The organism is Asticcacaulis sp. AC460 (assembly GCF_000495795.1).
GTDB lineage: Bacteria > Pseudomonadota > Alphaproteobacteria > Caulobacterales > Caulobacteraceae > Asticcacaulis.
The window spans coordinates 1-26,156 of record NZ_AWGD01000011.1; the positions used below are offsets into that span (position 1 = coordinate 1).

24 protein-coding genes are annotated in these 26,156 nt (G+C 62.2%); 9 read left to right on the top strand and 15 right to left on the bottom strand.

Annotated features, from left to right (window positions below):
• Positions 1-28 precede the first annotated feature (28 nt).
• The gene (locus tag ABAC460_RS31385) at positions 29-349 is read right to left on the bottom strand and encodes a 4a-hydroxytetrahydrobiopterin dehydratase (protein WP_023452597.1); all 321 of its coding nucleotides are present in this window, start codon (positions 347-349) and stop codon (positions 29-31) included.
• Positions 350-486: 137 nt separating this feature from the next.
• On the opposite strand from ABAC460_RS31385, the gene ABAC460_RS31390 reads away from it, so the two are divergent.
• Positions 487-2,388, top strand: coding sequence for a glycoside hydrolase family 2 protein (locus tag ABAC460_RS31390; RefSeq protein WP_023452598.1), 1,902 nt, complete (start codon positions 487-489; stop codon positions 2,386-2,388).
• 232 nt (positions 2,389-2,620) lie between these two features.
• Here the strand turns inward: ABAC460_RS31390 and ABAC460_RS31395 are convergent, their stop codons facing one another.
• The 5 genes from ABAC460_RS31395 to ABAC460_RS31415 form a co-directional block, all read right to left on the bottom strand.
• Complete coding sequence (locus tag ABAC460_RS31395) at positions 2,621-3,415, bottom strand: sugar phosphate isomerase/epimerase family protein (protein ID WP_023452599.1); 795 nt, start codon at positions 3,413-3,415, stop codon at positions 2,621-2,623.
• A 48-nt stretch (positions 3,416-3,463) separates the two neighbouring features.
• Positions 3,464-4,345 (bottom strand): phenylalanine 4-monooxygenase, encoded by an 882-nt coding sequence (gene phhA / locus ABAC460_RS31400; protein WP_023452600.1) that lies wholly within the window; start codon positions 4,343-4,345, stop codon positions 3,464-3,466.
• A 100-nt stretch (positions 4,346-4,445) separates the two neighbouring features.
• On the bottom strand, positions 4,446-4,751 hold the full coding sequence (locus ABAC460_RS31405) for a winged helix-turn-helix domain-containing protein (RefSeq protein WP_023452601.1): 306 nt from the start codon (positions 4,749-4,751) through the stop codon (positions 4,446-4,448).
• Between the two features lie 5 nt (positions 4,752-4,756).
• Complete coding sequence (locus ABAC460_RS31410; RefSeq protein WP_023452602.1) at positions 4,757-5,350, bottom strand: hypothetical protein; 594 nt, start codon at positions 5,348-5,350, stop codon at positions 4,757-4,759.
• A gap of 32 nt (positions 5,351-5,382) precedes the next feature.
• Positions 5,383-5,976, bottom strand: coding sequence for a hypothetical protein (locus ABAC460_RS31415; protein WP_023452603.1), 594 nt, complete (start codon positions 5,974-5,976; stop codon positions 5,383-5,385).
• Positions 5,977-6,130: 154 nt separating this feature from the next.
• On the opposite strand from ABAC460_RS31415, the gene ABAC460_RS31420 reads away from it, so the two are divergent.
• The gene (locus tag ABAC460_RS31420; protein ID WP_369794084.1) at positions 6,131-8,299 is read left to right on the top strand and encodes a prolyl oligopeptidase family serine peptidase; all 2,169 of its coding nucleotides are present in this window, start codon (positions 6,131-6,133) and stop codon (positions 8,297-8,299) included.
• A 267-nt stretch (positions 8,300-8,566) separates the two neighbouring features.
• On the opposite strand, the gene ABAC460_RS31425 is transcribed toward ABAC460_RS31420, so the two are convergent.
• Positions 8,567-9,412 (bottom strand): LytTR family DNA-binding domain-containing protein, encoded by an 846-nt coding sequence (locus ABAC460_RS31425; RefSeq protein WP_081716474.1) that lies wholly within the window; start codon positions 9,410-9,412, stop codon positions 8,567-8,569.
• 47 nt (positions 9,413-9,459) lie between these two features.
• Here ABAC460_RS31425 and ABAC460_RS31430 point away from each other — a divergent pair, with 47 nt between their 5' ends.
• A complete protein-coding gene (locus tag ABAC460_RS31430; protein WP_023452606.1) occupies positions 9,460-10,458 on the top strand; it encodes an alpha/beta fold hydrolase in 999 nt (332 codons plus the stop codon).
• An 8-nt stretch (positions 10,459-10,466) separates the two neighbouring features.
• Here the strand turns inward: ABAC460_RS31430 and ABAC460_RS31435 are convergent, their stop codons facing one another.
• Genes ABAC460_RS31435 through ABAC460_RS31445 form a run of 3 tightly spaced genes read right to left on the bottom strand, consistent with a single transcriptional unit; the run spans position 10,467 to position 13,723 of the window.
• Positions 10,467-11,648 carry a hypothetical protein gene (locus ABAC460_RS31435; RefSeq protein WP_023452607.1) on the bottom strand — a complete coding sequence of 394 codons (1,182 nt, stop codon included), beginning with the start codon at positions 11,646-11,648 and terminating at the stop codon, positions 10,467-10,469.
• A 21-nt stretch (positions 11,649-11,669) separates the two neighbouring features.
• Positions 11,670-12,833 carry a hypothetical protein gene (locus ABAC460_RS31440; protein ID WP_023452608.1) on the bottom strand — a complete coding sequence of 388 codons (1,164 nt, stop codon included), beginning with the start codon at positions 12,831-12,833 and terminating at the stop codon, positions 11,670-11,672.
• Positions 12,830-13,723 (bottom strand): response regulator, encoded by an 894-nt coding sequence (locus ABAC460_RS31445; protein WP_235075773.1) that lies wholly within the window; start codon positions 13,721-13,723, stop codon positions 12,830-12,832. The genes ABAC460_RS31440 and ABAC460_RS31445 overlap by 4 nt, the downstream gene beginning before the upstream one ends.
• Positions 13,724-13,870: 147 nt before the next feature.
• Here ABAC460_RS31445 and ABAC460_RS31450 point away from each other — a divergent pair, with 147 nt between their 5' ends.
• From ABAC460_RS31450 to ABAC460_RS31465, 4 genes are all read left to right on the top strand, one after another.
• Positions 13,871-14,275 carry a hypothetical protein gene (locus ABAC460_RS31450; protein ID WP_023452610.1) on the top strand — a complete coding sequence of 135 codons (405 nt, stop codon included), beginning with the start codon at positions 13,871-13,873 and terminating at the stop codon, positions 14,273-14,275.
• Between the two features lie 64 nt (positions 14,276-14,339).
• Entirely contained in the window at positions 14,340-14,684 is a 345-nt protein-coding gene (locus tag ABAC460_RS31455; protein WP_023452611.1) for a hypothetical protein, read from the top strand.
• Between the two features lie 4 nt (positions 14,685-14,688).
• The gene (locus ABAC460_RS31460) at positions 14,689-15,477 is read left to right on the top strand and encodes a 3-hydroxybutyrate dehydrogenase (RefSeq protein WP_023452612.1); all 789 of its coding nucleotides are present in this window, start codon (positions 14,689-14,691) and stop codon (positions 15,475-15,477) included.
• 208 nt (positions 15,478-15,685) lie between these two features.
• Complete coding sequence (locus tag ABAC460_RS31465) at positions 15,686-15,898, top strand: hypothetical protein (RefSeq protein ID WP_023452613.1); 213 nt, start codon at positions 15,686-15,688, stop codon at positions 15,896-15,898.
• Positions 15,899-16,003: 105 nt separating this feature from the next.
• On the opposite strand, the gene ABAC460_RS31470 is transcribed toward ABAC460_RS31465, so the two are convergent.
• Together ABAC460_RS31470 and ABAC460_RS31475 are read right to left on the bottom strand one after the other, a co-directional pair.
• Positions 16,004-17,857 carry an ABCB family ABC transporter ATP-binding protein/permease gene (locus tag ABAC460_RS31470; protein ID WP_023452614.1) on the bottom strand — a complete coding sequence of 618 codons (1,854 nt, stop codon included), beginning with the start codon at positions 17,855-17,857 and terminating at the stop codon, positions 16,004-16,006.
• 98 nt (positions 17,858-17,955) lie between these two features.
• Complete coding sequence (locus tag ABAC460_RS31475; protein WP_023452615.1) at positions 17,956-18,579, bottom strand: DsbA family oxidoreductase; 624 nt, start codon at positions 18,577-18,579, stop codon at positions 17,956-17,958.
• Between the two features lie 137 nt (positions 18,580-18,716).
• On the opposite strand from ABAC460_RS31475, the gene ABAC460_RS31480 reads away from it, so the two are divergent.
• Positions 18,717-19,514 (top strand): GDSL-type esterase/lipase family protein, encoded by a 798-nt coding sequence (locus ABAC460_RS31480; protein WP_031236527.1) that lies wholly within the window; start codon positions 18,717-18,719, stop codon positions 19,512-19,514.
• A 60-nt stretch (positions 19,515-19,574) separates the two neighbouring features.
• Positions 19,575-21,605, top strand: coding sequence for a GAF domain-containing hybrid sensor histidine kinase/response regulator (locus ABAC460_RS31485; RefSeq protein WP_023452617.1), 2,031 nt, complete (start codon positions 19,575-19,577; stop codon positions 21,603-21,605).
• Positions 21,606-21,843: 238 nt separating this feature from the next.
• Here ABAC460_RS31485 and ABAC460_RS31490 read toward each other — a convergent pair whose 3' ends face one another.
• Genes ABAC460_RS31490 through ABAC460_RS31500 form a run of 3 tightly spaced genes read right to left on the bottom strand, consistent with a single transcriptional unit; the run spans position 21,844 to position 26,143 of the window.
• Positions 21,844-23,742, bottom strand: coding sequence for a sodium:solute symporter family protein (locus ABAC460_RS31490; protein WP_023452618.1), 1,899 nt, complete (start codon positions 23,740-23,742; stop codon positions 21,844-21,846).
• Between the two features lie 29 nt (positions 23,743-23,771).
• A complete protein-coding gene (locus tag ABAC460_RS31495; RefSeq protein WP_023452619.1) occupies positions 23,772-24,968 on the bottom strand; it encodes an AGE family epimerase/isomerase in 1,197 nt (398 codons plus the stop codon).
• The gene (locus ABAC460_RS31500) at positions 24,965-26,143 is read right to left on the bottom strand and encodes a glycoside hydrolase family 130 protein (RefSeq protein ID WP_023452620.1); all 1,179 of its coding nucleotides are present in this window, start codon (positions 26,141-26,143) and stop codon (positions 24,965-24,967) included. Before ABAC460_RS31500 ends, ABAC460_RS31495 begins: the two co-directional genes overlap by 4 nt.
• Positions 26,144-26,156: the final 13 nt, after the last annotated feature.

The following is a 26,156-nucleotide window of genomic DNA, read 5'->3' on the forward strand; positions in this document are numbered from 1 at the left end:
AGAGGAAAGGTCATAACAACTCCATCTTTCACGCCAAAATCGCGGCCGGTTGGACACCGCTGGCCTGGGCGGCCTGTTCGATAAAACGCGCCAGGGCATGGTCGCGGTCGGTGACCGCATCGGCATCATGCGTGGTCAGGCGAATCTGCACGCGGTTATAGACATTAAACCATTCAGGATGGTGGTCGATGCGGTCAGCTTCGGCCGCCACCGACGCCATGAACGCAAAAGCCGCCTTGAAATCGGCAAAGGTAAAATCGGCGCGAATAGCCTTGCCGTCCGGATCGATCTTCCAGTGCGGATAGTCCTGGGTCAGGGCCAACAGTTCATTTTCCTTGAGCTTATGCATGACGGTCTCCAATCCTGGCGCATAATGAACCCAAAGCCATCAGACGCCAATGGCCTTGGCGCCATCAGACGGTAAAGCCGTTGTCAGGCGTTGAACGCCAAGCTAAGTCTTTCGCCTATAAAATACGGGAGGTCGTCATGAAGGTACTGAAACAGTGGGTTCTGGCTTTTGTGATGGCGACGGCGCCCCTGACAGCTCCCATGGCTGCCCTGGCCAACCCCGCGGCGCCCGCCGATAACGCTGCCTACGCAGAGGTCACCCCGCAATATATCCTGGTCAGCGCCGACATGCGCGCCGGCATGAGCCTGTCCGGCCCGTGGCACTGGTCGGTCGATCCGTATCGCGACGGCCTCTACGATTTCCACGGCAAGCCCTACGATCCGACCAAGGGCCGCGCCATGGATATCAGCGTCGCCGACGCCATGGCCAGGAACCCCAACGCCCTTTTCGAACACGACCTCCACCGCGCGCCGGTGACCCAGGTGCCGGGCTCGTGGATCGGTTACGATCCGGAGACACGCTACTACGACGGGCTGATGTGGTACCTGAAGTCCTTCGACGCGCCGGTGCGCACCGGCAAGCGTGTGTTCCTGCGTTTCGGTGCCGCCGATTACCGCGCCGACGTCTATCTCAATGGCCAGAAGGTCGGCAGCCACGAAGGCGGCTTCACCCCGTTCAGCTTCGACGTCACCGATATCCTGCGCGACAAGGGCAACAACCTGATCGTCGCCGTCGATTCCAAGCGCTCGGCCGACACCGTGCCACCGACCGTCACCGACTGGGAAACCTATGGCGGCATCACCCGCGACGTCCGCCTGGTCGTCACGCCCCAGACCTATGTCGATGACGACTTTATCCGCCTGACCAAGGACGGCCGTATCGCCGCGGACGTCGCCCTGGAAGGCGCTGGCAAGTCGGGCCAGGCGGTCGAGGTCGCCATTCCGGCTTTGAAACTGACCCTGAAGGGCACGACCGACGGCAATGGCCGCGTGTCGTTAAGCGCCGCCGCCCCCAAGAGCCTGAAGCGCTGGTCGCCGGAAACGCCGGTGCTATATGATGTAATGGTCAAGGCCGGCGACGACATTTTGCCCGACCGTATCGGCTTCCGCACCATCGAGGTCCGCGGCACCGACATCCTGCTCAACGGCCAGCCCATCTATCTGCGCGGCATCTCGCTGCACGAAGAAGAGTTCGGCACCTCGCCTCAGCGCATCATCACGCAATCGGCGGCGCGCGCCCTGCTGGGCGAGATCAAGTACGGGCTGAACGGCAACTATGTCCGCCTGTCGCACTATCCCCATTCGGAGGTGATGACGCGCATGGCCGACGAGATGGGCCTTCTGGTCTGGTCGGAAATCCCGGTCTACTGGACGGTCAAGTTCGAAAGCCCCGAGGTTCTGAAAGCCGCCCAGCGCATGCAGGCCGAGAACATCCTGCGCGACCGTAACCGCGCTTCGATCATCATCTGGAGCATCGGCAACGAAACCCCGGTCAGCGATGCCCGCAACAGCTTCTACACCGCCATGGCGCGGCACGCCCGGGCGATCGACGGGTCACGCTTGATCAGCGCCGCGCTTTTGACCGAACGCAAGATTGTCGATGGCCATATCGACATGACGATCGACGATCCGATTGTGCCTGAGCTGGATGTCATGGGCGTCAACACCTACAATGGCTGGTACGGCAACGACAAGATCGCGGACGTTCCCAATACCGTGTGGCATAGCGCTTCCGGCAAACCTTTGCTGTTGTCCGAGTTCGGCGCCGACGCCCAGTTCGGCAATGCCGATCCGGAACGCCACAGCCGCTTCAGCGAGGACTACCAGGTCGACTTCTACAATGGCACCTTGGCCATGGCGGACAAGATTCCGTTCCTGCGCGGCATGTCACCGTGGATTTTGAAGGACTTCCGCTCACCGCGCCGCCAAACCATCTGGCAGGAGGGCTGGAACCGCAAGGGTCTGGTCTCCGAAACCGGCCAGCGCAAGCGGGCCTTCTTCGTGCTGAGTGATTATTACAAGAAGAAGGCGGCAGAGTAGGCTCTTATACCTCCCCGCGCCTCTTCGCGTGGGGAGGGGGACCGCACGAGCGAGCCAGGCCGCAGGCCGCCAGCGAGTGAGATGTGGTGGTGGGGCGACTTTCTTTCGGAAACGCCGTCGGAGCGTCACAGACAGCAAGTCGCCCCACCACCATTTCGCTCCACTTCGCTTTGCTCGTTCCCGCTCATGGTCCCCCTCCCCACGCGAAGAGCGCGGGGAGGTATAAGAAAAGCTAGCCCTTCAAATAGCGATAGCTGCTGGCTAGGCTGACGAAGCCGTCAGCAGGGTTGTCGTGCTCGACATAGACCTGCTCGACGCCCTTGGCCTTAGCGACTTTGAGCACCTTGTCCCACTGGATGATGCCTTCTCCGACCGGGGCCATCTCACCTGACGGCGTCTTATCCTTCAGGTGCAGGGTCTTGATGCGGTCGCCGTGATGTTCCAGCACATGGACAGGATCGTGGCCGGCCAGGCTGCACCAGTAACAATCCAGCTCGATCACCACCAAGTCCGGATCGGTCTTGTCCAGCAGGATATGGAACGGCAGTTCGCCGCTGTCGGCTTTGAACTCGAAATCGTGATTGTGATAGCCGAAGACGATGCCGCGCTGTTTGGCCAGTTCGCCCCAGTGATTCATGCGGTCGGCCCACATCGCCCAGTCGCCGCGTTGATCCTGCGGGATCCAGGCCATGACGGCATATTTGGCGCCCAGCACCAGGTTGTCGTCCAAGGTGGCTTCCGGTTTGCTCATCAGATCCGCCAGGCCGACATGGGTCGCGGTAGCCTTCAACCCGCCTTCATCCAGCGCCGCCTTGAACTGCTGCGCCGTCATCCCGGCCAGGTTCGAAGTTTCGATATGGCGGTAGCCGATGGCGTGCAGCTTTTTGAACGTCCCGACCGGATCGGCCTTCAGCGCATCGCGCACGGTATACAGTTCGACACCCGGATCGTACAGGGTTTGCGCTGCGCGAGCGGTTCCAGCCAAGGCCAGGCCGGACAGGCCAAGCAGCAGATGACGACGGTTCATGGGCAGTCCTCCGGTTTTTCACCATAGGAGCACCGCCCGCTACCGTTGTCAAAGTGCCGCGTGATAGGCGCCGCTACCGCGATGGAAGACCCGATCGCTGGCCAGCACATCCGACGGCCGGAAATCGGCCTGGCCGCTCAGTTCGTCATAGATCGGCCCGAAATCGGTCCGCGCCAGGTCGAACAGGCTGTCGATCGACGGCAGGACGAAGTAGCTCTCCTGGAACTCGTCGATGCGATATTCCGTGCGCATCACCCGCTTCAGGTCGAAGCCGATCCGGTTGGGCGAGGCATCGTCCAGCGCAAACACCGTCTCGGTAAACGACGACAGGATGCCGGCACCGAAGATGCGCAGGCCTTCCGGCTGCTCAACCAGGCCGAACTCGACCGTGTACCAGTACAGCCGCGCCAGCCGGTCCAGCACACCCAGCTTTTCGGCACGCAGGCCGCCTTCGCCATAGGCCTGCATGAAATCGGCCATGACCGGGTTCATCATCATCGGGACATGGCCGAAGATGTCGTGGAAGACGTCGGGTTCCTGCAGGTAGTCGAGCTGATGGCGTTTGCGGATGAACTGGCCGGCCGGGAAGCGCCGATTGGCCAGGTGGTCGAAGAAGACATCGTTGGGCACCATGCCGGGGACGGCGACCACCTGCCAGCCAGTTTTGGCGGTCAGAACCTCCGACAGGGCGTCGAAATCGGGAATAGCGGCGTCGGTGATCGGAAGGTCGTTCAGCCCATCGAGATAGGCCTGGCAGGCACGGCCGCGGACGCGCTCGATCTGGCGGTCGAACAGGACTTTCCAGACGGCGTGTTCGTCGGGGGTATAGGCGTGCCAGTTCTGCGGAACGGTCCAGTCCGGCCGTTCGGGCACATAGCCGCCGACGATACCGTGTTTTTCATCTGCGATGTTAAAGGACGGGTCATCCATGGCGCATCTCCGTTGGAGATAGTGTGCCGCCAAATGGTTTCAAATGCAATTATCATTTGCGTTACCCCCCTTTGCCGAGGCTTCGGGCGGCAGGGGCCGTCTATCCACCCGACTCGGCGATCAGTTTTCGCATGGCGTCGAGATAGGCAATGTAGGCCTTGCGGCCCCGCTCGGTCAGGGTCACCGTCGTCTGCGGCTTCTTGCCGACAAAGGCCTTGTCGATCGTGACATATTCGGCTTCCTCCAGCTTGCGCAGCTGAACCGACAGGTTGCCGTCACTGGCCTGCAGCCGCTGCTTCAGGCCGGTGAACTCGGCCGCCCCGGCCGTCGACAGGTAAGCCATGATCCCCAGCCGCAACCGGCCGTGTATCACGTCGTCGATGGAGTCGATGTTGAACTCGTCCATGACGTTCAGGCCTTCTCAGCCTTCATCAGTATATAGCCCGGCAGGGTCGCCAGCAGCAGAAGACAGGCCGTATAGGCCAGCATCTGTTCCGGCATGGCCGCCATCAGGCCCAGCACCGGCGCGGCAACGAAGCAGCCGACCGACACCCATTTCAGCCAAGCCAGGCCGGACATCCGCGCATCCACCCACCAGCCCATGCCATACAGCACGATCAGCACCGGCGAGATAAACGACAGGACATAGGTCTGGCGGGTCTGATAACTGACCAGGATCACCGTAAAGATGAACGCGCCGATACCCAGAGAAACCGCCGTCCACACCGAACTGGAGGCCCTGCCGGTCGTGGTGACGGCGCGGCACTGGCGATTGCGCAGAAAGGCGAGCAGGCCGAAAAGCCCACCCAGGCCGAACCAGATCAGGAAACTGACCCAGACCTGCTGGGGCAGGACGCCGATCATCAGCAGATACTGCCCCACCGAGGCCAGGCCGAACAGGATCCCCGCCCACATCAGGGTGTAACCGCTCCGCAGAGGGCCGGCATTGCCGGCCTCCGCCAGGGCTTTCATGTAGGCGATATCGTCTTGCAGGTTCGAGGACATGGCTGATTCCTTGAGTTTGATGACAGTGGACATCAGACGGCCGGCTTGCGCAAGAGCAGGGTCAGGCCGGGCAGGACGGCGAAGACCACGATGCACAGGGTGTGGACCAGGTATTGCTGGGGCGTACCGGCCAGGGTGGCGGTGTAGATGGCGCACAGGAAGGCTCCGACGGCCAGCAGGTTCGGCCATTTGCGGCCCGACATGACCGCGGCCATGCGCCAGCCTATGCCGTAGATGCACAGGGTGATCGGCGACGAAATGAAGGGCGCCTTGTCGCCGACGCCGAACTGCATCAGCATGGCGATAAAGGCCCCGACCAGGAACATGGCGCCCAGGATCAGGCTGCCCCACACCGCGCGGTAGCGGCGGAAACCGGGGTGGACCTTGGTCATCGGATCGACACCCAGCTTCAGGATCACACCGAACAGCAGGAAGGCGGCGGTGGCGCCCATCCAAACCAGGCCGATCATGCCGGGATGCGGCAGGTGCACGGCGCCGGACAGAACCAGATAATTGACGAAGCTGGCGGTACCGAACGACAGGCCGGCCCAGAAGGGCATGCTGCCGTCGATGATGACAGAGTCGGTTTCAGCCGCATCAGAGGCGGTCATGGCGAGGGTGGACATCAAAAGTCTCCGGGTTGCGATGATTTTGGTATAAAGAAAGTACTTTATTTTGTAAAGTTCTTTTTCTAACGCCGAACATGACTCTTTTGTAATGTCCCATCCACCGCAAAGTCGGGTAGTTTCAACGGCAATTGTATACGAATGGGGGCACATGATGCGAACTTCCCTGACGGCGCTGGCACTGGTATGGGCGATGGCTGCCCTTCCTCTGTCTCCGGCTTTTTCCAAGACCATGACCACTGTCGCCAAGCCCACCGCCTCCAATCCCGCCGACTTGCCCAAAGGCACCCCTGATCCGCGCGCCTTCCTCGATGAAATCGACGGCGAGGCCGCCATGGCCTGGGTCCATGCCCACAACGCCGCAAGTTTGGCCCAGTTGGGTCAGAACCCGCTGTTCGAACAATACCGCACCGAGGCGCTGAAAATCCTGGAAGCGACGGACCGCGTGCCGGCGCCGAACTTCGCCACCGGCGGCTTCGTCGACAACTTCTGGCAGGACAAGGACCACGTCCAGGGCCTGTGGCGGCGCGCGACCTGGGCTTCCTATAAATCCGGTCAGCCCGACTGGCAGACCATCCTCGACATCGACGCTCTGTCGAAAGCGGATGGCAAGACCTGGGTCTATGGCGGCTCTTCCTGCCTGCCGCCGGCCTATACCCGCTGCCTGATCTCGCTGTCCGACGGCGGCCTCGACGCCGACGAAATCCGCGAATTCGACGTCGCGACCAAGAGCTTCATCAAGGACGGCTTTTACCTTCCGGCCGGCAAGCAGAACGCCAGCTGGCGCGATGCCGACACCCTCTATGTCTCGCGCGAGTTCACGCCCGGCGAACTGACCGAGTCCGGCTATGCCTATGTCACCAAGGTGCTGAAGCGCGGCCAGAGCCTGGACCAGGCGGTAGAAATCCACCGCGGCGAAAAGACCGACGTCTCCGCCGGGCGCTATCCGGTGCGCGACGTCACCGGCGCCTATGTCGCTGATGCCTCGTACCGCTATCTCGACTATTACCACTCGCAATACAGCTTCCACGACGGCGACCGCACGGTCACCTTCCCCCTGCCGGCGACGTCCAGCTTCTCAGCTCTGCACGAAGGCCAGATCGTGTGGTGGCTGAAGGAGGACTGGACCAGCGCTTCGGGCAAGACCTATACCTCCGGCTCGGTCATCGCCTTCGACTTCAAGGCCGGCCTGGCCCAGCCCGCCGCCATCGAGCCCGACCTGCTGTTCCAGCCCAACGAGCACGAAGCCGTCGAATCCATCAGCCAGACGCGTAACCGCCTGATCCTGACCCTGTCGGCCAATGTCGTCGGCGAGATCCGCTCCTATGCCTTAAAGGACGGCCAGTGGTCGTCGCTCCGCATCGAGCTTCCGGAAAACTCGACCCTGTCGGTCGGCTCGGCCGATGACGAAAGCGACCGTATCTTCGCCTGGTCCAGCGGCTTCCTGCAACCCTCGACCCTGTACCTGGCCGATGCCGCCACGGGTAAGGTCGAAAAGCTGCGTACCGCGCCGGCGCGCTTCAACGCCGAAGGCCTCCAGGTGCAGCAGCATTGGGTGACGTCCAAGGACGGCACGCGTGTGCCTTACTTCCTGGTCGGTCGTAAGGATATCAAGCTGGATGGCACGACGCCGACCCTGCTTTACGCCTATGGCGGCTTCGAAGTGTCGATGCAGCCGTCCTATTCGGGCAGCCTGGGCAAGCTGTGGCTGGAACAGGGCGGCGCCTATGCCCTGGCCAATATCCGCGGCGGCGGCGAGTTCGGGCCCAAGTGGCACGAGGCCGGGATGAAGACCAACCGCCAGCGGATCTATGACGATTTCGCCGCGGTCGGCGAAGACCTGATCGCACGCAAGGTGACGACGCCGGAACATCTCGGCATCATGGGCGGGTCGAACGGCGGCCTGCTGATGGGCGTGCAACTGACCCAGCGTCCGGACCTGTGGAACGCCGTGGTGGTCCAGGTGCCGCTGCTCGACATGGTCAACTATACCCGCATGTCGGCCGGCGCGTCATGGGCGGGCGAATACGGCAATCCCGACGATCCGGTCGAAGGCGCGTTCCTGCGCTCGATCTCGCCCTATCATAACGTCAAGGCGGGCGTGGCCTATCCGGAGCCTTTGTTCGAGACCTCGACCAAGGACGATCGGGTCGGCCCGGTCCATGCCCGCAAGATGGCGGCCTTGTTCGAAGACATGGGCCTGCCCTATTACTATTATGAGAACACCGAAGGCGGCCACAGCGCGGCCGCCAACCTGCAGGAAACCGCCCGGCGCTATGCGATCGAGTATACGTATCTGGCTGAGAAGTTGATGAAGAAGTAAGTAAAGAGGGAACACGGAAAACACTGAGGCCGCTACGCGGCGACACTGAAAACACGGAATTCCGGTTGAGGTACCGTTCGCGCGAAGCGCCTCAAATTTCCTGCGTTCTGATGCAAGCCAAGTGGATAAATGATCCGCCATTTGAGATGCGGGAGCCGCTTCCTTGAAGGCGCTTCGCGCCGGAGAGTCGGCAGCCTAAATTCCGTGTTTTCAGTGTCGCCGCGTAGCGGCCTCAGTGTTTTCCGTGTTCCCTCTTCCTTGTCCAGCTCATGCTGGCGTTACCGATTCCAGCCAGGCATCGAAGGCCTTACGGCGATGGCGACTCAGCGGCAGGCTCAAGCCCGTGACCAGCTCCACCTTGTCACCGGCCGTTTTGCGGATCGCCTCGCCCGCCACCCAGTGTGAGCGGTGGATCTGGAACCCACCCGGCAACAGCGCTTGCGCCTGCGCCATCGTCATGTGGATCAGCGCCTCACCCTTGGGCGTATGGACGCGCAGATAATGATCCTCTGACGATAACGCCAGGACCGGTTGCGCTCGCAATTCGCGCGGCAACCTGCTGCGGAACTCTGCCGTGCCATCGACCACCGGCGGCGCGTCGACCTGGCCGCCGTCGCGGATGCGTTCCCACGACAAGGCCAGACTGACCGCCCGGAAGATCAGGGTCATGATCAGGTTCTGCCACACCAGGCTGACCGGGTCGATCTGGCCGGCGACCGCCGGGACGAACACCGCCAGGCTGAGATAGACCACCACCGCGCCCGGCACGGCCAGGGCAACATCGACACATAGCGAAGCCCATAGCGGCCAATAGCCCTGAAACCAGCGCCGCGCCACGGCGTAGGAGATGACCAGGGAGCCGGTGCCGATCACGCTGACGCACAGGGCGAAGTGCGCCAGACGCTCCCCCAGGGTCATGCCGGTATAGCTGCCGAAGGGCCCGATCACCCCCAGAGCCAGACCGATCAGCGGCAGACTGGCCAGAACCTGCCATCGCAGCAGCGGCGCCGAATGATAGGTCAGAAAGGACGGAACCAGGCGCGACGCTCCATTGGCGAAGGATGGCCGCCAGTGGCGAAAACAAGCGCCCACTGGCGAAACACGGCGAGACATAGAACGCCGCTATCCCCTAGGCAAGGGACCTCACCTCATCTCAGGGAATGCCCGTGCTCAAGACCCTTCTTCGTACCGTCATCATCACACCGCTGGTCCTGGCCGCCGCCATCGGCGGGATCCTGACCTTTACCGGCCCGAAGACGCCACCGCCGATCGAGGCGATTGAAAGCGCCAACGGCCCGTTATCGGTCTTCGCCCGGGAACAGCCGGCGCCGCAATACCTGACGGCGCGCGATGGCGAGAAACTGGCCTACCGCTTCTTTCCGGGCAAGCCCGGCGGCGGGGTCGCGGTCGTGGTCCACGGCTCATCCGGCACGACGGTCGCCATGCAAGGCGTCGCCAAAACCCTGTCGCAGCGCGGCGTCACCGTCTATTCGGTCGACCTGCGCGGCCATGGCCTGAGCAAGGGCCCGCAAGGCCGTTTCGGCGACATCGTCCATCGCGGCCAGTACGAAGAGGACCTGGCCGATTTAGCCGCCCTGGCGAAACGCGAACACCCCTCCGAAAAGCGCCTGCTGCTGGGCCATTCCATGGGCGGCGCCATCATCCTGCGCACAGCCAGCCTGCCCGCCTATGCCAGCAATTTCGACGCCTATCTGGCCCTGTCACCGGTCATCGCGCCGGGATCGGCCCTGGACCAGCCGAACCAGGGCTGGGTGACGGTCAGCGTTCCACGCATCGTGACCCTGAGCATCCTGAACGGTTTTGGGGTTTCGGCGCTGGACCACCTGCCGGTCCTGGCCATGGCGGTGCCGCCGGGTGACAACAATATGCGGCCTAAGACCTACAGCCATGCTTTGCTGGCCTCGGCCAACCTGCCGCGCGACTGGCAGCCGGCCTATGCGGCGATCAAGGCGCCGACGCGGGTGTTGATCGGCGCGAAGGACGAACTGTTCAGGGCCGAGATGTATCCGGGCGAACTCGGCAAGGTGAATGCGAACATCCCGGTAACTGTGCTGCCCGCGGTCACGCACATGGGCATCGTGTATCAACCTGCCGCTCTGGATGCCGTGGCGATGACGGCGGAGGATCTGCTGAAGTAGCGCTGGCCCTACGCCGCCGTCTGGTCGTCGTTATGGATGCACGCTGCCAGGCTGGCTTCAAAATCGACCAGGATATCGGCGAATTCGATGCTTTCCAGTGGCCGGGAATTGTTCTCGATCACCTTGGCCATGCGGAAACGCCAGAACGACACCATGTGGTTCAGCACACCGATCTTCTCGCCCAGGGTCTGGAACAGGTGCGAGCCATGCTGCAGGAAGTTGCGGAACGGTTCCGGATTACGGTCCTGAGCCAGGGCCGTATAGACGTCGTCATAGGATTCCAAGGTCCGGGCGATTTCGTTCAGCGTCTTGACGATGGTCCGGCACAGGCGCGGCCGCACCTTGCGCAGATACCCCCGCAGGATATCGTCATGGGTGACGTTGGGCTTGTAATGCGCCAGGCCGGTCAGCAACTCGCGTATCCCGTTCTGCAACTCGTTGTGGCACCACAGGTAATAGAGAAACCCGCGCCAGCACATGACGCCTTCGTAAAAGGCCTCCGGCGTCATATCCAGCGCCCCGCGCAACGGCAGCAGTTCCTGGTCCAGCTTGTCCGACAGGATCTTGTTGCCCAGCTTACCGGCCTTCTTGCCGTCGTCGTCGAAGTCATCACCCAGTGCTGCCCGCACCAGGTCCTCGACCTTTTCGGCCGTATAGGCGGCCATATCCTGCAGGTCGGCGTGGGATATCTGGAAATAGATGCCCGCCGGCTTCACACCGATGCGGCCCAGGTGTTCGCGCACCAGGAAAGGGTCCAGCGACGGCAGGCTGTCCAGGATATGCAGGATGCGGACATCGCGGTTCTTGGCCAGGCTGTCGATGCCGAGATAGTTGGACATCAATCCGTCGAAACCGATCTGGCGGTAATAGATCGACCGGCCGCCCAGGCGCAGGTCGAACGGATCATACGGCAGGATGATCTTGGTCACGGTGGCGCGGCCGGTGTTGAACAGCTGGCGTTCGTCGGCGCGCAGGGTGTGTTTCAGGATGATGGCGCGGTTGAGCTGCGAATTCTCGAACATCGGCCGGTCGACCCAGGCCTGCTCCTCGCGGTGATGGACGAAGACCTTGGCCAGGTTCATTACCCGGCTGGACGAGGCCGTCCGGTTCAGGTGAGCCAGGTTGCGGATTTCCCGCGCCGCCATGAACTGGCTTTCGCCGGACGTCCCCGACACATGCAGCAAAGCCATACGCGAACTCCGAAGCCGGGTTTAGTCGCCGCCGTAACGCGTGACGCAGGTCAGCGAATCCTCGAAATCCATCAGGATGTCGGCATATTCGCCCGGTGTCAGGCGCTGGTTCATCATCTGCTGACCCATGCGGTAGCTCCAGAACGAACCGATGTGCGACAGGATGCCGATATTTTCGCCCAGCTCATAGAACAGGCCGGGCCCATCCAGCAGGAAGCGGCGGAACGGCCCGGGATTCTCACCTTCAACCAGGGCGTGATAGGCCTGGTCGTAGACATTGAGCGTGCGGCCGACATTGGAAATAGCGTTGACGATGCTGCGCGCCAGGCGCGGGCGGCATTCCTTGAGATATTCGCGAAGGTTCTCGTCCGAGGCGCCGATCGGCTGGTAGCTGGCCAGCCCTTCCAGCACCCGGCGCATTTCTTCCTGAAGCTCGAGGTGACGCCATTTGAAATACAGGAAACCACGCCACGAGAAGATGCCGTCCGAGAACTCTTCGTCCGACATGCGCAGGGTCTTCTTCAGCGGCCACAGCTCCTTGTCGAGCTCGTTGGCCAGGATCTTGCCGGCCAGCTTGACGGAGGCGCCGCCGACCATGGCGTCGCCGAAAGCGGTGGCCACCAGGCGCTCGATCTCTTCGTTGGCAAAGCCGATCATGCGCTGGACATCGAAGGGCGAAATCTTGAGGTAGCAGGCGCCGGGCTTGAAGCCGTTGCGCGACAGATGTTCGCGCACCAGAAAGGGATCCAGCGACGGCGAGGCATCCAGCAGGCGCAGCACCTGGACGTCGGTATTGCCGCTGATGTCGTCGGTGTTGAAATAGTTCCGGCAGAAGCTGTCGAAGCCCATCTGGTTGACGAAGATGGAACGACCGCCCAGCTTCAGGTCCAACGGATCGAAGGGTAGAATGATCTTGGTGGCGGTACGGCGCGAACGGGAGAACTGATCGCGCTCGTTGGCGCGCAGGGTGTGCTTGACCAGGATCGCCTTGTTCATCTGCGAGTCGCGGAAGAACGGCCTGAGCTGGTACTCTTTTTCCTTCGATGAGCTCAGATAGATCTGGGACAGGTTCAGGACGCGCGAGGTCGAAGCCGTTTCGCCCAGATTGGCCAGGTTGCGGACGTCGCGATTGGTTGCGTTGGCGATGCCGCCATTCTTGGGATCGGCCGGGGCGAAGGCGTTCATGCGGCCTTCCTTCTGCGGCGCTGGTCGACCAGGCGTTTAAGATGCGACACGATACTCACTGCCTCTTCATGCTCACCATAGGGAACATCGTTCAGCCGGATCAGGGCTTCAAGATGTACATCCAGGACTTCGGCTTCTGCCTTCTCTCCGAAATGTCGCACATACTCGTTTAAAGAGTGTGTAGCCTGTTCGATGAGTTTTAACCGCATACCGTGGGCCTGGGTCTGCATGTCCAGCAACCGGCCGGTCAGTTGATCCAAAACCTTGGGGTCGATCCGTTCATGCCGCAAAAGGGTCTGGCGCAGCACGTCCGCCTCGGCCGACAGGCGTTCGCGCAGGGTGCCGTCATCGGCCCGGCGCAACAGGCCAGGGAACAGGCCGGCGCGGCGTTTACGGCGATCGGGGCCGGTAAACTCCGGCGACACGATGAAACGCGTCTTGCGCGTCAGGGAATGGGTCACGGCCTTCAGCAGCGAGGTGGTCGAGAACGGCTTGACGACGAAATCGTTGATGCCGGCTTTTTGGGCCGTGGTGACGTCGTGCTGGCGCTGGCGCGCCGTCAGCATGACGATCGGCACCCGCGGATTAGGAAATTCGGGCTTTTCGCTGTGGGCGGCCTGGCGGATGTCCTTGACCAGGTCCAGGCCCGACTTGCCGGGCAGTTCCCAGTCCATCAGGATCAGGTCGGGAAGATGGGCGTGAATCTGCTCGACGGCTTCCTCGGCCGACTTGGCATAATGCAGCTTGACGAAGCCGGTGGCGCGCAGCAGTTCCTGGACCAACCGGCGTGAGGCGTCATTGTCTTCGACAATCAGAATGGCCACCGACTCGCAATCGATTTTCTTCAGCCATCTCTGGGTCTGGGAATGCACCGTCGCCATCCGCACCATCTGTTACATCCCCCCAACCGTTACCGCACCGCACACTAGCGGGAAGACCTAAATTATTTGTAATTAAGCCATTGAATTCATGGTTAATTTTACCTGAATATCGACTGTGAACCGAACTTTAACGCAGATGACGGATAGTATCGGGCCATGCAACGCCGTCATCTCCTTTTCGCCCTGTGCGCCACGGCCGCGACCGGCCTGGCCGCCGCCCCCGTCCTTGCCAACGCCCCCAAGAAAAAAGGCGGCGGGCTGGGCTATACCCAGTTCCCGATGATCAGTGTCTTTACCAAGGGCGCCGGTCACCGCCACGGCTCGATGAGCGTCGAAATCGGCCTGTATTGCGACGACGCCAAGCTGACCGATCAGGTGAAACTGTACCGGCCCCGCTTGATGGACGCCTATGTCACCAAGCTGCAGGGCTACGCCGCCAACCTGACCGCGGCTTCGCTGGTCGATACCGACTATATCGCCGTTCAGCTTCAGGCGACGACCGACAAGATTCTGGGCCGCCCGGGCGCCAGGGTCCTGCTGGGCTCGATCCTGCTGAATTAGGTTTTGCATTGCACCCAGACCGGAAAGCCGCCATATAGGCAAGGCTAGACGGGAGTTTGCGCAGATGACCTCATCGCCCTTCGAAAACGGTCTCAAGCTGATGGAGGCGCAGCAGCAACTGGCGGCGCGCAGCCTGATCAACCTCATCGAGATGATCAGCACCACGTCGCATCGCTACGCTTCCGACACCACCTCCTTCACCCAGGAAGCCCTGGACCTGATGCGCGCCGCCGCCCAGACGCGCGACCCGGCCGCCTTGGCCGAACTGCAGAAGACCTGGGCCGCGACCTGTATGAAATATGGCCAAAACCAGAGCCGCGCCGCCATGACCTTTGTCGAGCAGTGCGGCCTGCAAGCGCTGAATACCGCCGCGCGCCACGCGCCCCCGGCCACCGGTAACAAGGACTGATCTCATGACGGGTTTGACGGGCAAGACGGCTCTGGTCACCGGCTCCACCAGCGGCATCGGCCTGGCCATCGCCAAGGGTCTCGCGGCCCAGGGCGTGAAGATCATGCTGAACGGGCTGGGCGATGCGGGCGAGATCGAGGCCCTGCGTGCCGACATGGCGAAAACCTACGGCGTCGAGGTGCTGTTTGACGGCGCCAACCTGCTGCGCCCGGACGAGATCGGCGGCCTGATCGGCGCCATCGATGCCAAGCTGGGCGGGGTCGACATCCTGGTCAACAATGCCGGCATCCAGCATGTCTCGCCGATCGAAAGCTTCCCGCCGGAAAAGTGGGACGCCATCATCGGGCTAAACCTGACGTCGAGCTTTCATACCGTCCGCCTGACCTTCGAAAAGATGAAGACGCGGCGCTGGGGTCGCATCGTCAACATGGCGTCGGCTCATGCCCTGGTCGCCTCGCCGTTCAAGTCGGCCTATGTCGCCGCCAAGCATGGCCTGCTGGGCTTTACCAAGACGATCGCCCTGGAAGGGGCCGAATTCGGCATCACCTGCAACGCCATCTGCCCGGGCTACGTCAAGACGCCGCTGGTCGAGAAGCAGATTCCGGACACAGCGAAAGCGCGCGGCATGACCGAGGAGCAGGTGATTCGCGACGTGCTTCTGGCGGCGCAACCGACCAAGGAATTCGTCCATGTCGAAGACGTGGCGGCCCTGGCGGTCTTCCTGTGCTCGGACGCCGGCAAGGCGATCAATGGCGCGCCGATGTCGATCGACGGCGGCTGGGTCGCGGCGTAAAATTTAACGAAAACAGATTCTTAACCACCTCTCCCCGTTTACGGGGAGAGGACGAGAGCCGAGTGAAACGAAGGCGATCGGGTGAGGGGCTTTCGAACGACACAGCACGCCCCTTACAGGTTTTTTATTTTTTCTTCGGACTAACCGCAACGCTTCCCTACATCTGCTATGATCATAGTCCCATGCCTCTGGTGAGAAGGACCTCCACATGATCAAGTTGACCTATTCCAAAGTGCTGCCGCTGATCGCGGCCGCTGTCTGTCTGACTGTCGCTGCGTGCGAAAAGAAGACCGAGACGACTGAAACCACGACCACGACGACGACCAGCGAAATGGCGCCGCCCGCCGATGCCGGCACCGGCATGTCCGACATGGCTATGTCGGAAACCACGACGGTGACCTCGACCTCGGCCGCCCACTAAGCGACTCGAAGTTTTTGGCGGGGGTCCACCCCCGAAAGAAAAAGCCCCGGAACCGCAAGGTCCGGGGCTTTTTGCTGTCAGTCGCCGCTGTAATTCGCCTTGGGCCTACTCCACCTCGGCCTCGACCTTGGCCAGGTTTTCGCGGGCGGCGTCGGCGGCGCGCTGACGTTCCCACATGGCGTAGTACAGCCCCTTAAGCTTCATCAACTCGGCATGGCGGCCACGTTCCGCCACCACGCCGTCCTTGAGCACCAGGATCTCGTCCGCCCCGACCACGGTCGACAGACGGTGGGCGATGACCAGGGTCGTGCGGTTCTTCGACACGTCGTCCAGAGACGCCTGAATCTCACGCTCGGTATGGGTATCCAGCGCCGAGGTCGCCTCGTCCAGGATCAGGATCGGCGGCGATTTCAGCAGGGTCCGGGCAATCGCCACACGCTGCTTCTCACCGCCCGACAGCTTCAGGCCGCGCTCACCGACCTCGGTGTCGTAGCCCTTGGGCAGGGTCGAGATGAAGTGGGCGATCTGGGCGCGCTCGGCGGCATCCTCAACCTCGCCCTTGCCGGCCGCGACATTGCCGTAGCCGATATTGTAGGCGATGGTGTCGTTGAACAGCACGGTATCCTGGGGCACCATGCCGATGACCTTGCGCAGCGACGCCTGGGTGACGCCGCGGATATCCTGGCCGTCGATTTCGATACTGCCGGCCTTCACGTCATAGAAACGGTACAGCAGCCGCGACAAGGTCGATTTGCCGGCGCCCGACGGGCCAACGACGGCCACGGTCTTGCCGGCCGGAACCTCGAAGGTCACGCCCTTCAGGATCTGACGGTCCGGGTCGTAGGAAAAGTGCACGTCCTTGAAGGCGATGGCGCCGTCGCTGACCACCAGTTCGGTCGCGGCCGGCGAATCGACGACTTCCTGCGGTTCGTCCAGCAGCTTGAACATGGCCTCCATGTCGATCAGGCCTGTCGAGATTTCGCGGTACAGCGTGCCGATGAAGTTCAGCGGGATCGACAGCTGCATCATGAAGGCGTTGATCATGACGAAGTGGCCGACCGTCTGGCGGCCGGCGGCGACTTCCAACGCCGACATCACCATAACGATGGCCATGCCGATCGAGAAGATCACCGCCTGGCCGATATTGAGCCAGGCCAGCGAGGTATAGGTCTTGATGGCCGCCTTTTCGTACTTGCCGGTGGCGCGGCTGTAGCGCTCGGTCTCAAGCTGTTCGTTGCCGAAATATTTGACAGTTTCGAAGTTGAGCAGGCTGTCGACCGCCTTGGACATCGAGTCGGTATCGGCCTCATTCATGTCCTTGCGGATGCTGATGCGCCAATTCGAGGCGATGATCGAGAACCAGACATAGACGACGACGGTGGCGACAACGACGACGACGTACCAGAGGCTGAACTGGTAGGCCAGGATGAAGGCGGTGAGAATAAACTCGATGACGGTCGGGATGCCGACCATCATGGTCAGACGGATGATGGTTTCGATGCCGTTCTTGCCGCGTTCGATCACCCGCGACAGCCCGCCGGTGCGGCGTTGCAGGTGGAAACGCAGGCTCAGATTATGCAGATGGATGAAGGCGCGGTTGGCCAGGCCGCGGACGGCATGCTGACCGACGGCGGCGAACAGGGCGTCGCGGACGTTGTTGAGGATCTGCGACAGCATCCGCGCCACGCCGTAGGCGACGACCAGGATCAGCGGGCCGGCGGCCAGAAGGCCCCAGAAATTGATGTCGGGTCCGCCGGTCAGGGCATTGGTGGCCCATTTGTACGTGTACGGAATAACGACCGTCAGCAACTTGCCGGCCAGCATGGCCAGCAGGGCGAAGACGACCTGGGCTTTCAGGTCGGCGCGGTGGGCCGGCCACAGATAGGGCGCCAGGAAGCTGACGGTTTCGGAAAACTTGCCCTTGGGCTTGGGGAACGGAGCTTGCGCCGGTGCGGACATTCAAAGCCAACTTTCGAGTCGTTTCGTCGGCCCTATATAGGCGGCGCCTTCCCCTGCGCCAATTGTGGCAAAAATAATTTTATTCGGCGTCGCAGCAATTACGGCGCGGTGTGATTGTCCGCAATGGCCTTGAAGGCCTTCAGGAAGGCTGACGGCGGATGCGCGCCCGACACCGCCGTGCGGTTGTCGAACACGAAGAACGGCACGCCCTTCACGCCGAATCCTTGCGCCTGCTTCTGGTCCTCGTCGACCCGCGCCCTCAGGCTGGCGAAATCGAAAGCCCCCTCCGACAGCGTCTTGTCCAGGCCGACCTCAACCGCCAGATCTACCAGGACCGCACGGTCGAACAGGTTCCGGCCTTCGGTAAAATAAGCAAAATACATCCGTTGCAGCAGGTCAGACCCCTTGCTGCCCGCAAAGGCCAATAGCGTATGGGCATCGGCCGTATCGCCGACCTGGGTGCCGTTCAACCGAAAGGTCAGCCCGGCCTGGGCGGCGGCGGCTTCGGTGCCGGCAATGGTCGCCTTCGCCTGCTCCGGTGTCTGGCCGTAGCGTTTGACGAACATCTGCTCAACCGGATAGGGCGCCTCGCCCGGCATCAGCCGGAAGGCATGGTGCACGATGACAGGCTCCAGGCCGGCTTCGCGGATGGCGGTTTCCAGATTGACCCTGCCGATATAACAGAAGGGACAAATGACGTCGGACCAGATATCTATGCGCACGAGCACTTTCCGAAAAGTGGGACGCACTTTTCGGTTAAAAAGTGCGAAAAAACAAAAATATTGAGCGCCGATCTGATGCAATCAGATCGAGTAGCGTTCAATCTGCATGTAATACGGTTACGGTTGAGGTCAAGTCTTTGAAGACGTTCGCAGCTCTCTTTACCGGTCTATTCCTGGCGACCGCCCTCCCCGCCATGGCCGCCGAGCCGATCCGCATCATCCTGGTCGGCGATTCGACCATGACCGACAAGTCCGGCTACGGCAAAGGCTTCTGCGCCCGTTTCACCCCTGACGTCACCTGCATCAATGCGGCGCGCGGCGGCCGCAGTTCCAAGAGCTACCGCGTCGAAGGCCTGTGGGACCCGATCCTGGCTCAGCTTCACGACGGCAAGGCTTACGCCCGGACCTATGTCTGGATCGGCTTCGGCCACAATGACGGCTCGTCCAAGCCCGAACGCCACACCGACCTGCAGACCGAATTCCCGCTCAATATGCGCCGCTACGCCGGGGAGATCCACGCTGCCGGCGCCATTCCCGTCATGGTCACGCCCCAGACCCAGCGCTGGTTCCGCGATGGCCGGCTCAAGGACGACCTGCGGCCATGGGCCGCCGCCATCCGGGTGGTCGCCACGGACGGCGGCTACCAACTGGTCGATGTTTATGGCGTTACGCGTGAAGCCGTCCAGGCCATGGGGCCGCTGGCAGCCAACCGCACCGCCGGCGATCCCATCCCGCAGAACATTCTCGACAGCGAAGCTTCGGGCACCTCGGTCCCTGCCGTGTTCACCGACGCTTCGCAGGCGACGACGTCATCGCATCAGGGTTTCGACTACACCCATCTGGGGGCCGACGGCTCAGCCCTGTTCGGCCGGATCATCGTCGACGCCTGGGCAGCGCAAAATCCCGATATCCGCCCTTATGTAAGATCCGAATAACACTGTCTTTAATCCATTCTTATGCACTCCATGGTCTTATCCGGACATTGGAGTAGAGTCATGCATTCCCCCGAGAGTGAGCGGATCCGGCTGGAAGCCCTGTACGCCCTGGACGTCCTGGACAGCGATCCGGAGCCGGGCTTCGACGCCATTACACAACTGGCGGCCAGCCTGTTTCACACCCCGGTCTCCGCCGTATCCTTGATCGACGCCGAACGGCAGTGGTTCAAATCCTGCGTCGGCATCGACAACAGCGAAACCCCGCGCGAAGACTCGATCTGCGACTACGCCCTCGATCACGACCAAGGACTGGTGCTGCTCGACGCCAGCCGCGATCCCGATTTCTGCAACCATCCCGTGGTCGCGCCCGACGACGGCATCCGCTTCTATGCCGGCGCCCTGGTCCGCTTCAACGGCGTGCCCATCGGAACCCTGTGCGTTGCCGACACCGTCCCGCGCGACGCGTTCAGCGACGAAGAGCGCCAGACCCTGACCCGCCTGGCCAATGCCGTCTCTTCCATGCTGGCCATGCGCAAGGACGGCCTTGTCAAGAAGGCCACCATCCGTAGTTTGCGCGAAACCCAGTCCAAGCTGGAAATGATGGAGCGCGCCGCCGGCGTCGGCTACTGGCACCTCGACATGGCCGCCCAGACCATCCAATGGTCTCGTGGCGTCTACGACATCTTCGGCGAAACCCCGGACACCTACACCCCGCGCCTGGGCGGCAGCCAGCACCGTTACCATCCCGACGACTGGCCGATGATCCGCGGCCATATCGAAGGCGCCATGAACGACGGCAAGCCCTTCGAGTTCGACGCCCGCATGAGCCGCAGCGACGGCGCCGAACGCGTCGTCCACGTCCAGGGCGGCGTCGAAAGCGACGACAACGGCAAGACCCTGTCGATCTTCGGCACCTTCCAGGACATCACGCGCCAAAAAGAGGTCGAGGACGCCTTGCGCACGGCCAAACAGACGGCTGAAGACTTCGGCCAGGCCCAGGCCGACTTCCTGTCGAACATGAGCCATGAGATCCGCACGCCGCTGACCACCATCATCGGCTATTCCGGCCTGCTCGACGAGATCGAGGCCATGCCGCCGGAAGGCCAGATGTTCGTAAAACGCCTGCGCAAGGCCGGCGGACAACTTCTCAGCCTGGTCAACGACATTCTCGACTATTCCAAGCTGGAGGCCGGCCAGGTCGAGCTGGATCCGCAGCCGGTCGACCTGCACGAACTGGCCGACGACATCACCGACCAGTTCCGCACCCAGGCCGAATCAAAAGGTCTGGCGCTGAAGGTCGAGGCCGACCCGGCCTGTCCGCAATGGATCGAGGCCGATGGCGTGCGCCTGACCCAGGTCCTGAACAACCTGATCAGCAATGCCTGCAAGTTCACTCAGGCGGGTTCGGTGACGGTGCGCTTCTCCGGCACGCCGTCGGTGGACGGACTGCGCCTGCGGCTCGAGGTCGAGGACACCGGCCCGGGCATGTCGCCGGAGCAGACAGGCCGGTTGTTCAAGCGCTTTTCCCAGGCCGACAACAGCGTCCACCGCAAGCATGGCGGCTCGGGCCTGGGCCTCAGCATCTGTCACGAGATCAGCCGGCTGATGCACGGCCAGGTCGGCTGCGAGTCCGAAGAGGGCCGGGGCAGCCTGTTCTGGTTCGAAGGCGACGTCGGGCTCTATGCCGAGTCCGAAACCGCCACCGGCGCGGACCTGGCGGGTCTGAACATTCTGGTGGTCGACGACCATGAGGCCAATCGCGACATGATCCGCGGCATGCTGGGGCGCGACATCGCGATGACCGAGGCGGCCGACGGTGCCCAGGCTCTGGAACTGTGCCGGTCGCAGCGCTTCGATGTCATCCTGATGGATATTCAGATGCCGGTCCTGGACGGTCTCTCGGCGACGCGCGAGTTGCGCCGGTTGGACGGCATCAATTCCCAGACCCCAGTCATCGCCATCAGTGCGGGCGCCAGTGTGAAATCGGGTGTGTTCGACGCCTTCCTGGCCAAGCCGCTGGACAAGACCGCCCTGCTCCACGCCATCGAGCAAGTCTTGACCGCATCAACCTCCAACCGCAAACGCGCCTGACGAAGGCGTCCTTCCTTCTCCTCTCCACGAAGTGGGGAGGTCGGGTGAGCAAGGGCGTATACGCCCGCCGCGCAAGGAAGGGGTGGAGGGGTATCTTTCTTCGGAGGTAGGGCGGTAAGCTGCTGTTTGAGTCTTTGTCTGAACCACGGCGCAGTTCGGACTGACAGTATACCCCTCCGCCGGCTTCGCCGGCACCTCCCCACTTCGTGGAGAGGAGGTAGATTGCAAACTTCACTTGTTACGCAGGCTCGTCGCGTAGACGATCCCACCAGGTGAACTTCATCACCACCGAACACGCTACCACGACCGCCAGCGTCATCCAGAACTTGTCCATCTCGCGGATCATCAGGAAGATCGCCGACGCCGTCAAAGCTGTCTGCCATACCACCCCGACCAGGCAGTTGAACATATCGCGGCCGAAGTCGCGGTTCGGCTGAACCTCCGGCTCGTCTTCCCGCAGCGCTTTCAACACCGGCCCCCAGAAACCCCATGGCCGGGTCTTTTTGTAGAACGCCTTCAAGGTCTCCATATCGGTCGGCTTTGTGATCAATGACCCGATCACCGCCACAGCCAGACAGGCTGCGAACAGCCACGGGAAGGCCGCCAACCCGTCGACGCCGGCGCCGGTCACCGGGTCCTTGTAGACCGCCATGCCCATGGCCACGATGACGCCCAATCCCATCGACGCCGCATAGCCCGTGCCGTTCAGCCGCCACCAGTACCACTTGACGACATTGGCCACGGTATAACCGCCGTACAAACCGGTCGTAATCCAGGTGACGACATCATTGATCGAGTTCAACTGCCAGCCGATGAAGGCGGCGATGACAGCGAACAGGAACGAGGTCAAATAGCTTAACCGGACCAGCGATGTCTGGTCGGCATCGGGCTTGATATATTTGCGGTAGACATCGTTGACGACATAGGCCGGCGCGGCGTTCAGCGATGCCGAATAGGTTGCCATGAAGGCCGACAGCAGCCCGGCCAGGGCGATGCCCAACAGGCCCGGCGGCATGTAATTGTGCACGACCCACGGCAGGATGGCGTCGAAGTCGGCCGCAAACGGCTTGCCGGCCGCCGCGGCACTGGCCTGGAGCTGGCTCCAGTGCGGCCCGATAAAGACCAGGGCCAGGACGGCCATGCCAGCGATCATCAGATAGCGCGGGAACAGCAGGACCAGGTTGACGAAGCCGGAAATCTTGGCGGCTTCGATCGGCGATTTGGCCGACAACAGGCGTTGCATGTCATAGTTGGGCGCTGGGCCCGCCATGGCCTTGAAGAAGCCCTGGAAAACCATCAGCCCCATGAAGATCGCGAAATAGGAATGGCCTTCTTTCGCGATCGTATCGATGGCCGAAGTCGCCACCACCTTGTTTTCAGGTTTAGCCGTTTCCGCCACCCTGGCCCAGTCGAGATCCAGGTTCCAGCCGAACGCCAGGTTGCTCCATCCGGCCGGAATGGCGGCTTTCAGCGCTTCCGGTGACACCAGGGTAAAGGCCAGCCAGGCGATGGCGATGCACACGATCAGCTTGATGAAGAACTGCAGGATTTCGGTCATCACCACCGAATACATGCCGCCCTTGACCGAATAGAGGGTGGTCAGGCCGACCACGATCAGTCCGTACAGCTTGTCGTTCAGGACCGGATCGGCGGCCAGCTTCCACGGGCTGAACTCGGCGACCAGCTTGCCGATTCCCAAAAACCCGAAGGCCAGCATGCCGACCACCATGATCAGGGCGAAGACGACATTGATCAGGTGCGAGGCGCGCGCGCCAAACCCGTCGCCAAACCGGAAGGTGATCCATTCGGCCCCGGTCAGCTTGCCCGAGCGCCGCAGCCAGATGGCCAGGAACATCATCAGGAAGATCTGGTTGAACACCGGCCACAGCCACGGAATGAAGACCGACTTCAGCCCGTAGACGACCAGAAGCCCGACCATCCACATGGTGCCGGAGACGTCGAACATGCCCGAGGCATTGGACAGGCCCAGCACCCACCACGGCAGCTTGTTGCCGGCCAGGAAGTAGTTGCTCAAAGATCCGGACGACAGTTTCGCCACCCAGAAGCCCAGGCCGATCGTCAGCAGGACGTAACCGGCGACAATGGCGATGTCGATCCAGTGCAGACTTGTTGTCATGTTTTCCTCCCCCGTTTTCAGGGTTATGTTTATGACGCCTTCAGGCGCTTATCCAGTTCGATCATCGCCCGTCCGTTATGGTAGGGGCACTTCCACATGCCGGCGGCATAGACCGGCGGCCGTCCGGCATCCGCGCCGTACCAGGTCCACTCACCGCCCGACGCCGCGCCGTACTGATCCTTGAGATAGCGCCACAGTCGGCCGGCGGCGTCGAGAAAATCCTCATCGCCTGTCATCTGCCAGGCATTGACGAAACCGACCAGGCCTTCCGCCTGGCCCCACCATTCGCCATCCGGATCGAGGTGACCCTCGAAGCCACGCTCATAGCTCAGGCCGCCGCGGCCGTTAAAACCTTCGTCTAACGTGGCGCGCGACAACCCGATCGTCAGTGTACGGATTCGCGCCAGCAAGGCCTTGTCGCCCAGCACTTCGGCGCCTTCCCACATCAGCCACGCCGCCTCGATATCGTGGCCGTAGGAGACGGCCTGGGTATGGTCTTCCCAGTCCATGCCGAAGAACAGTTTCAGGTGCCGTCCGTCATCGGCAAACCGGTCGGCGAAGATCGTCAGGGCACGGCGCAAGGCGTGACCGCTGGCCTCATCCGGCGCCACGCGGTGCAGATTGGCGTAGGCCTCCAGGAGATGGAGGTGGGTGTTCATGGTCTTGGGGCTGGCGGCATCCTTGTCCGACAGGCGCGGATCGTCGATCGGCGACCAGTAGGCGCTAAGGGCCTCTACATAGCCGCGGTACTGCGGATCCCAGAACCGGTCCTCGATCTCGCGCTGAAGCTGCCGCGCCAGGGCCAGGGCGCCGACATCCCCCGTGGCGCCGTGATATTCGCTCAGGGCATAGACGGCGAAGGCCTGGGCATAGCCCTGCTTCTTGGCGTCGGTGACCTGACCTTTGGCATCCAGCAGCCAGTAGACCCCGCCATGGTCGCGATCGACGAAATGATCGCGCAGCCAGACATAGGCCCGGTCGGCAAGGCCTCGCGCTTCGTCCGAACCCAGACAATGCGCCATGGCCGAGAAAAACCACATCAGGCGGGTATTGAGGATGATGCTTTTCGGCGCATCGACGACCGGTTCACCGGCCGCATCGATCTCACCGTGGAAGCCGCCGTTCACCGCATCCGGCGCCTTGTCCGCCCACCAGCGCAGCAGGACCTCCGCCTCCCAGCGGGCCTCGGTGCGCAAGGTCTGGCGGATATCGGCGGTGACGATCATGATTGCTCCAGATAGGCCTGATTGCGGCTGATCAGGTCCAGCCGTTGCTGCACACAACCGGCCGAGGTCAGGGGATCGGATGGCGTATTCTTGCAATAGTCAACCAGGCGGGCCAACGACGAATTGGCGACATGCAAGCGCGTGTCGGACGAGGCGTAATAGATCAGCACCTCTTCCTTGTCGTTCACGATCCAGCCATTGGAGAAACAGACATTCGACACGTCGCCGACCCGCTCCTCACCCTTGGGCGCGATCAGGTGGCCGCCCGGCGCATAGGTCACCTTCCAAGGCGCGTTCAGGTCGGTCATGAACATGTACAGGACATAGCGCAGCCCGGCGGCGGTGTTGCGCACACCGTGGGCCAAATGCAGCCAGCCCTCGGGCGTTTTGATCGGCGCCGGCCCCTGGCCGTTCTTCACTTCCTTGATGGTATGATAGATCTTGGTGTCGACGATGACTTCGGATTCGATGACCGGATCGGTCATGTCTTTGGTCAGACCCCAGCCGATGCCGCCACCACCGCCGACCGAAATGAAGCCGTCCTGTGGCCGGGTGTAGAGGGCGTACTGACCGTCAACGAATTCCGGGTGCAGTACGACATTACGCTGCTGACCCGAATTGGTCTTCAGGTCGGGCAAACGCTCCCAGGTGACCAGGTCCTTGGTCCGGGCAATGCCGCATTGCGCCGTCGCCGCCGAGGTGTCGTTGGGCAGGCTGAAATCCTTGCGCTCGGTGCAGAACAGGCCGTAGATCCAGCCATCCTCATGCTGCGTCAGGCGCATGTCATAGACATTGGTGTCCGGTTCGTCTGTCTGCGGCAGCACAACCGGCGCCGGCCAGAAACGGAAGTTGTCGATGCCGTTGGCACTTTCGGCGATCGCGAAGAACGACTTGCGGTCGTCGCCCTCGACCCGAACCACTACGATATACTTGTCCTGCCAAAGCATGGCGCCGGCATTGAACGTCGCATTGATCCCCAGCCGCTCCTGCATGAACGGATTGGTGTCGGGGTTGAAGTCGTAACGCCATTCCAGCGGCACGTGGCCGGCGGTGATCACCGGATACTGCCAGCGGTGATAGACGCCATTGCCGGTCGCAGCCGGTACATTGGCGCGCGTCAGCAAGGCTTCGTGGTCGGCGCGCAGGCGGCCCAGGCGCTCGGCAGCATGACTCATAGATCTCTTTCCC

Coding starts and splice junctions, on each gene's coding strand:
- ABAC460_RS31385 (WP_023452597.1), bottom strand. CDS start 349: ATGCATAAGCTCAAGGAAAATGAACTGTTGGCCCTGACCCAGGACTAT.
- ABAC460_RS31390 (WP_023452598.1), top strand. CDS start 487: ATGAAGGTACTGAAACAGTGGGTTCTGGCTTTTGTGATGGCGACGGCG.
- ABAC460_RS31395 (WP_023452599.1), bottom strand. CDS start 3,415: ATGAACCGTCGTCATCTGCTGCTTGGCCTGTCCGGCCTGGCCTTGGCT.
- phhA (WP_023452600.1), bottom strand. CDS start 4,345: ATGGATGACCCGTCCTTTAACATCGCAGATGAAAAACACGGTATCGTC.
- ABAC460_RS31405 (WP_023452601.1), bottom strand. CDS start 4,751: ATGGACGAGTTCAACATCGACTCCATCGACGACGTGATACACGGCCGG.
- ABAC460_RS31410 (WP_023452602.1), bottom strand. CDS start 5,350: ATGTCCTCGAACCTGCAAGACGATATCGCCTACATGAAAGCCCTGGCG.
- ABAC460_RS31415 (WP_023452603.1), bottom strand. CDS start 5,976: ATGTCCACCCTCGCCATGACCGCCTCTGATGCGGCTGAAACCGACTCT.
- ABAC460_RS31420 (WP_369794084.1), top strand. CDS start 6,131: ATGCGAACTTCCCTGACGGCGCTGGCACTGGTATGGGCGATGGCTGCC.
- ABAC460_RS31425 (WP_081716474.1), bottom strand. CDS start 9,412: ATGTCTCGCCGTGTTTCGCCAGTGGGCGCTTGTTTTCGCCACTGGCGG.
- ABAC460_RS31430 (WP_023452606.1), top strand. CDS start 9,460: ATGCCCGTGCTCAAGACCCTTCTTCGTACCGTCATCATCACACCGCTG.
- ABAC460_RS31435 (WP_023452607.1), bottom strand. CDS start 11,648: ATGGCTTTGCTGCATGTGTCGGGGACGTCCGGCGAAAGCCAGTTCATG.
- ABAC460_RS31440 (WP_023452608.1), bottom strand. CDS start 12,833: ATGAACGCCTTCGCCCCGGCCGATCCCAAGAATGGCGGCATCGCCAAC.
- ABAC460_RS31445 (WP_235075773.1), bottom strand. CDS start 13,723: ATGGTGCGGATGGCGACGGTGCATTCCCAGACCCAGAGATGGCTGAAG.
- ABAC460_RS31450 (WP_023452610.1), top strand. CDS start 13,871: ATGCAACGCCGTCATCTCCTTTTCGCCCTGTGCGCCACGGCCGCGACC.
- ABAC460_RS31455 (WP_023452611.1), top strand. CDS start 14,340: ATGACCTCATCGCCCTTCGAAAACGGTCTCAAGCTGATGGAGGCGCAG.
- ABAC460_RS31460 (WP_023452612.1), top strand. CDS start 14,689: ATGACGGGTTTGACGGGCAAGACGGCTCTGGTCACCGGCTCCACCAGC.
- ABAC460_RS31465 (WP_023452613.1), top strand. CDS start 15,686: ATGATCAAGTTGACCTATTCCAAAGTGCTGCCGCTGATCGCGGCCGCT.
- ABAC460_RS31470 (WP_023452614.1), bottom strand. CDS start 17,857: ATGTCCGCACCGGCGCAAGCTCCGTTCCCCAAGCCCAAGGGCAAGTTT.
- ABAC460_RS31485 (WP_023452617.1), top strand. CDS start 19,575: ATGCATTCCCCCGAGAGTGAGCGGATCCGGCTGGAAGCCCTGTACGCC.
- ABAC460_RS31490 (WP_023452618.1), bottom strand. CDS start 23,742: ATGACAACAAGTCTGCACTGGATCGACATCGCCATTGTCGCCGGTTAC.
- ABAC460_RS31495 (WP_023452619.1), bottom strand. CDS start 24,968: ATGATCGTCACCGCCGATATCCGCCAGACCTTGCGCACCGAGGCCCGC.
- ABAC460_RS31500 (WP_023452620.1), bottom strand. CDS start 26,143: ATGAGTCATGCTGCCGAGCGCCTGGGCCGCCTGCGCGCCGACCACGAA.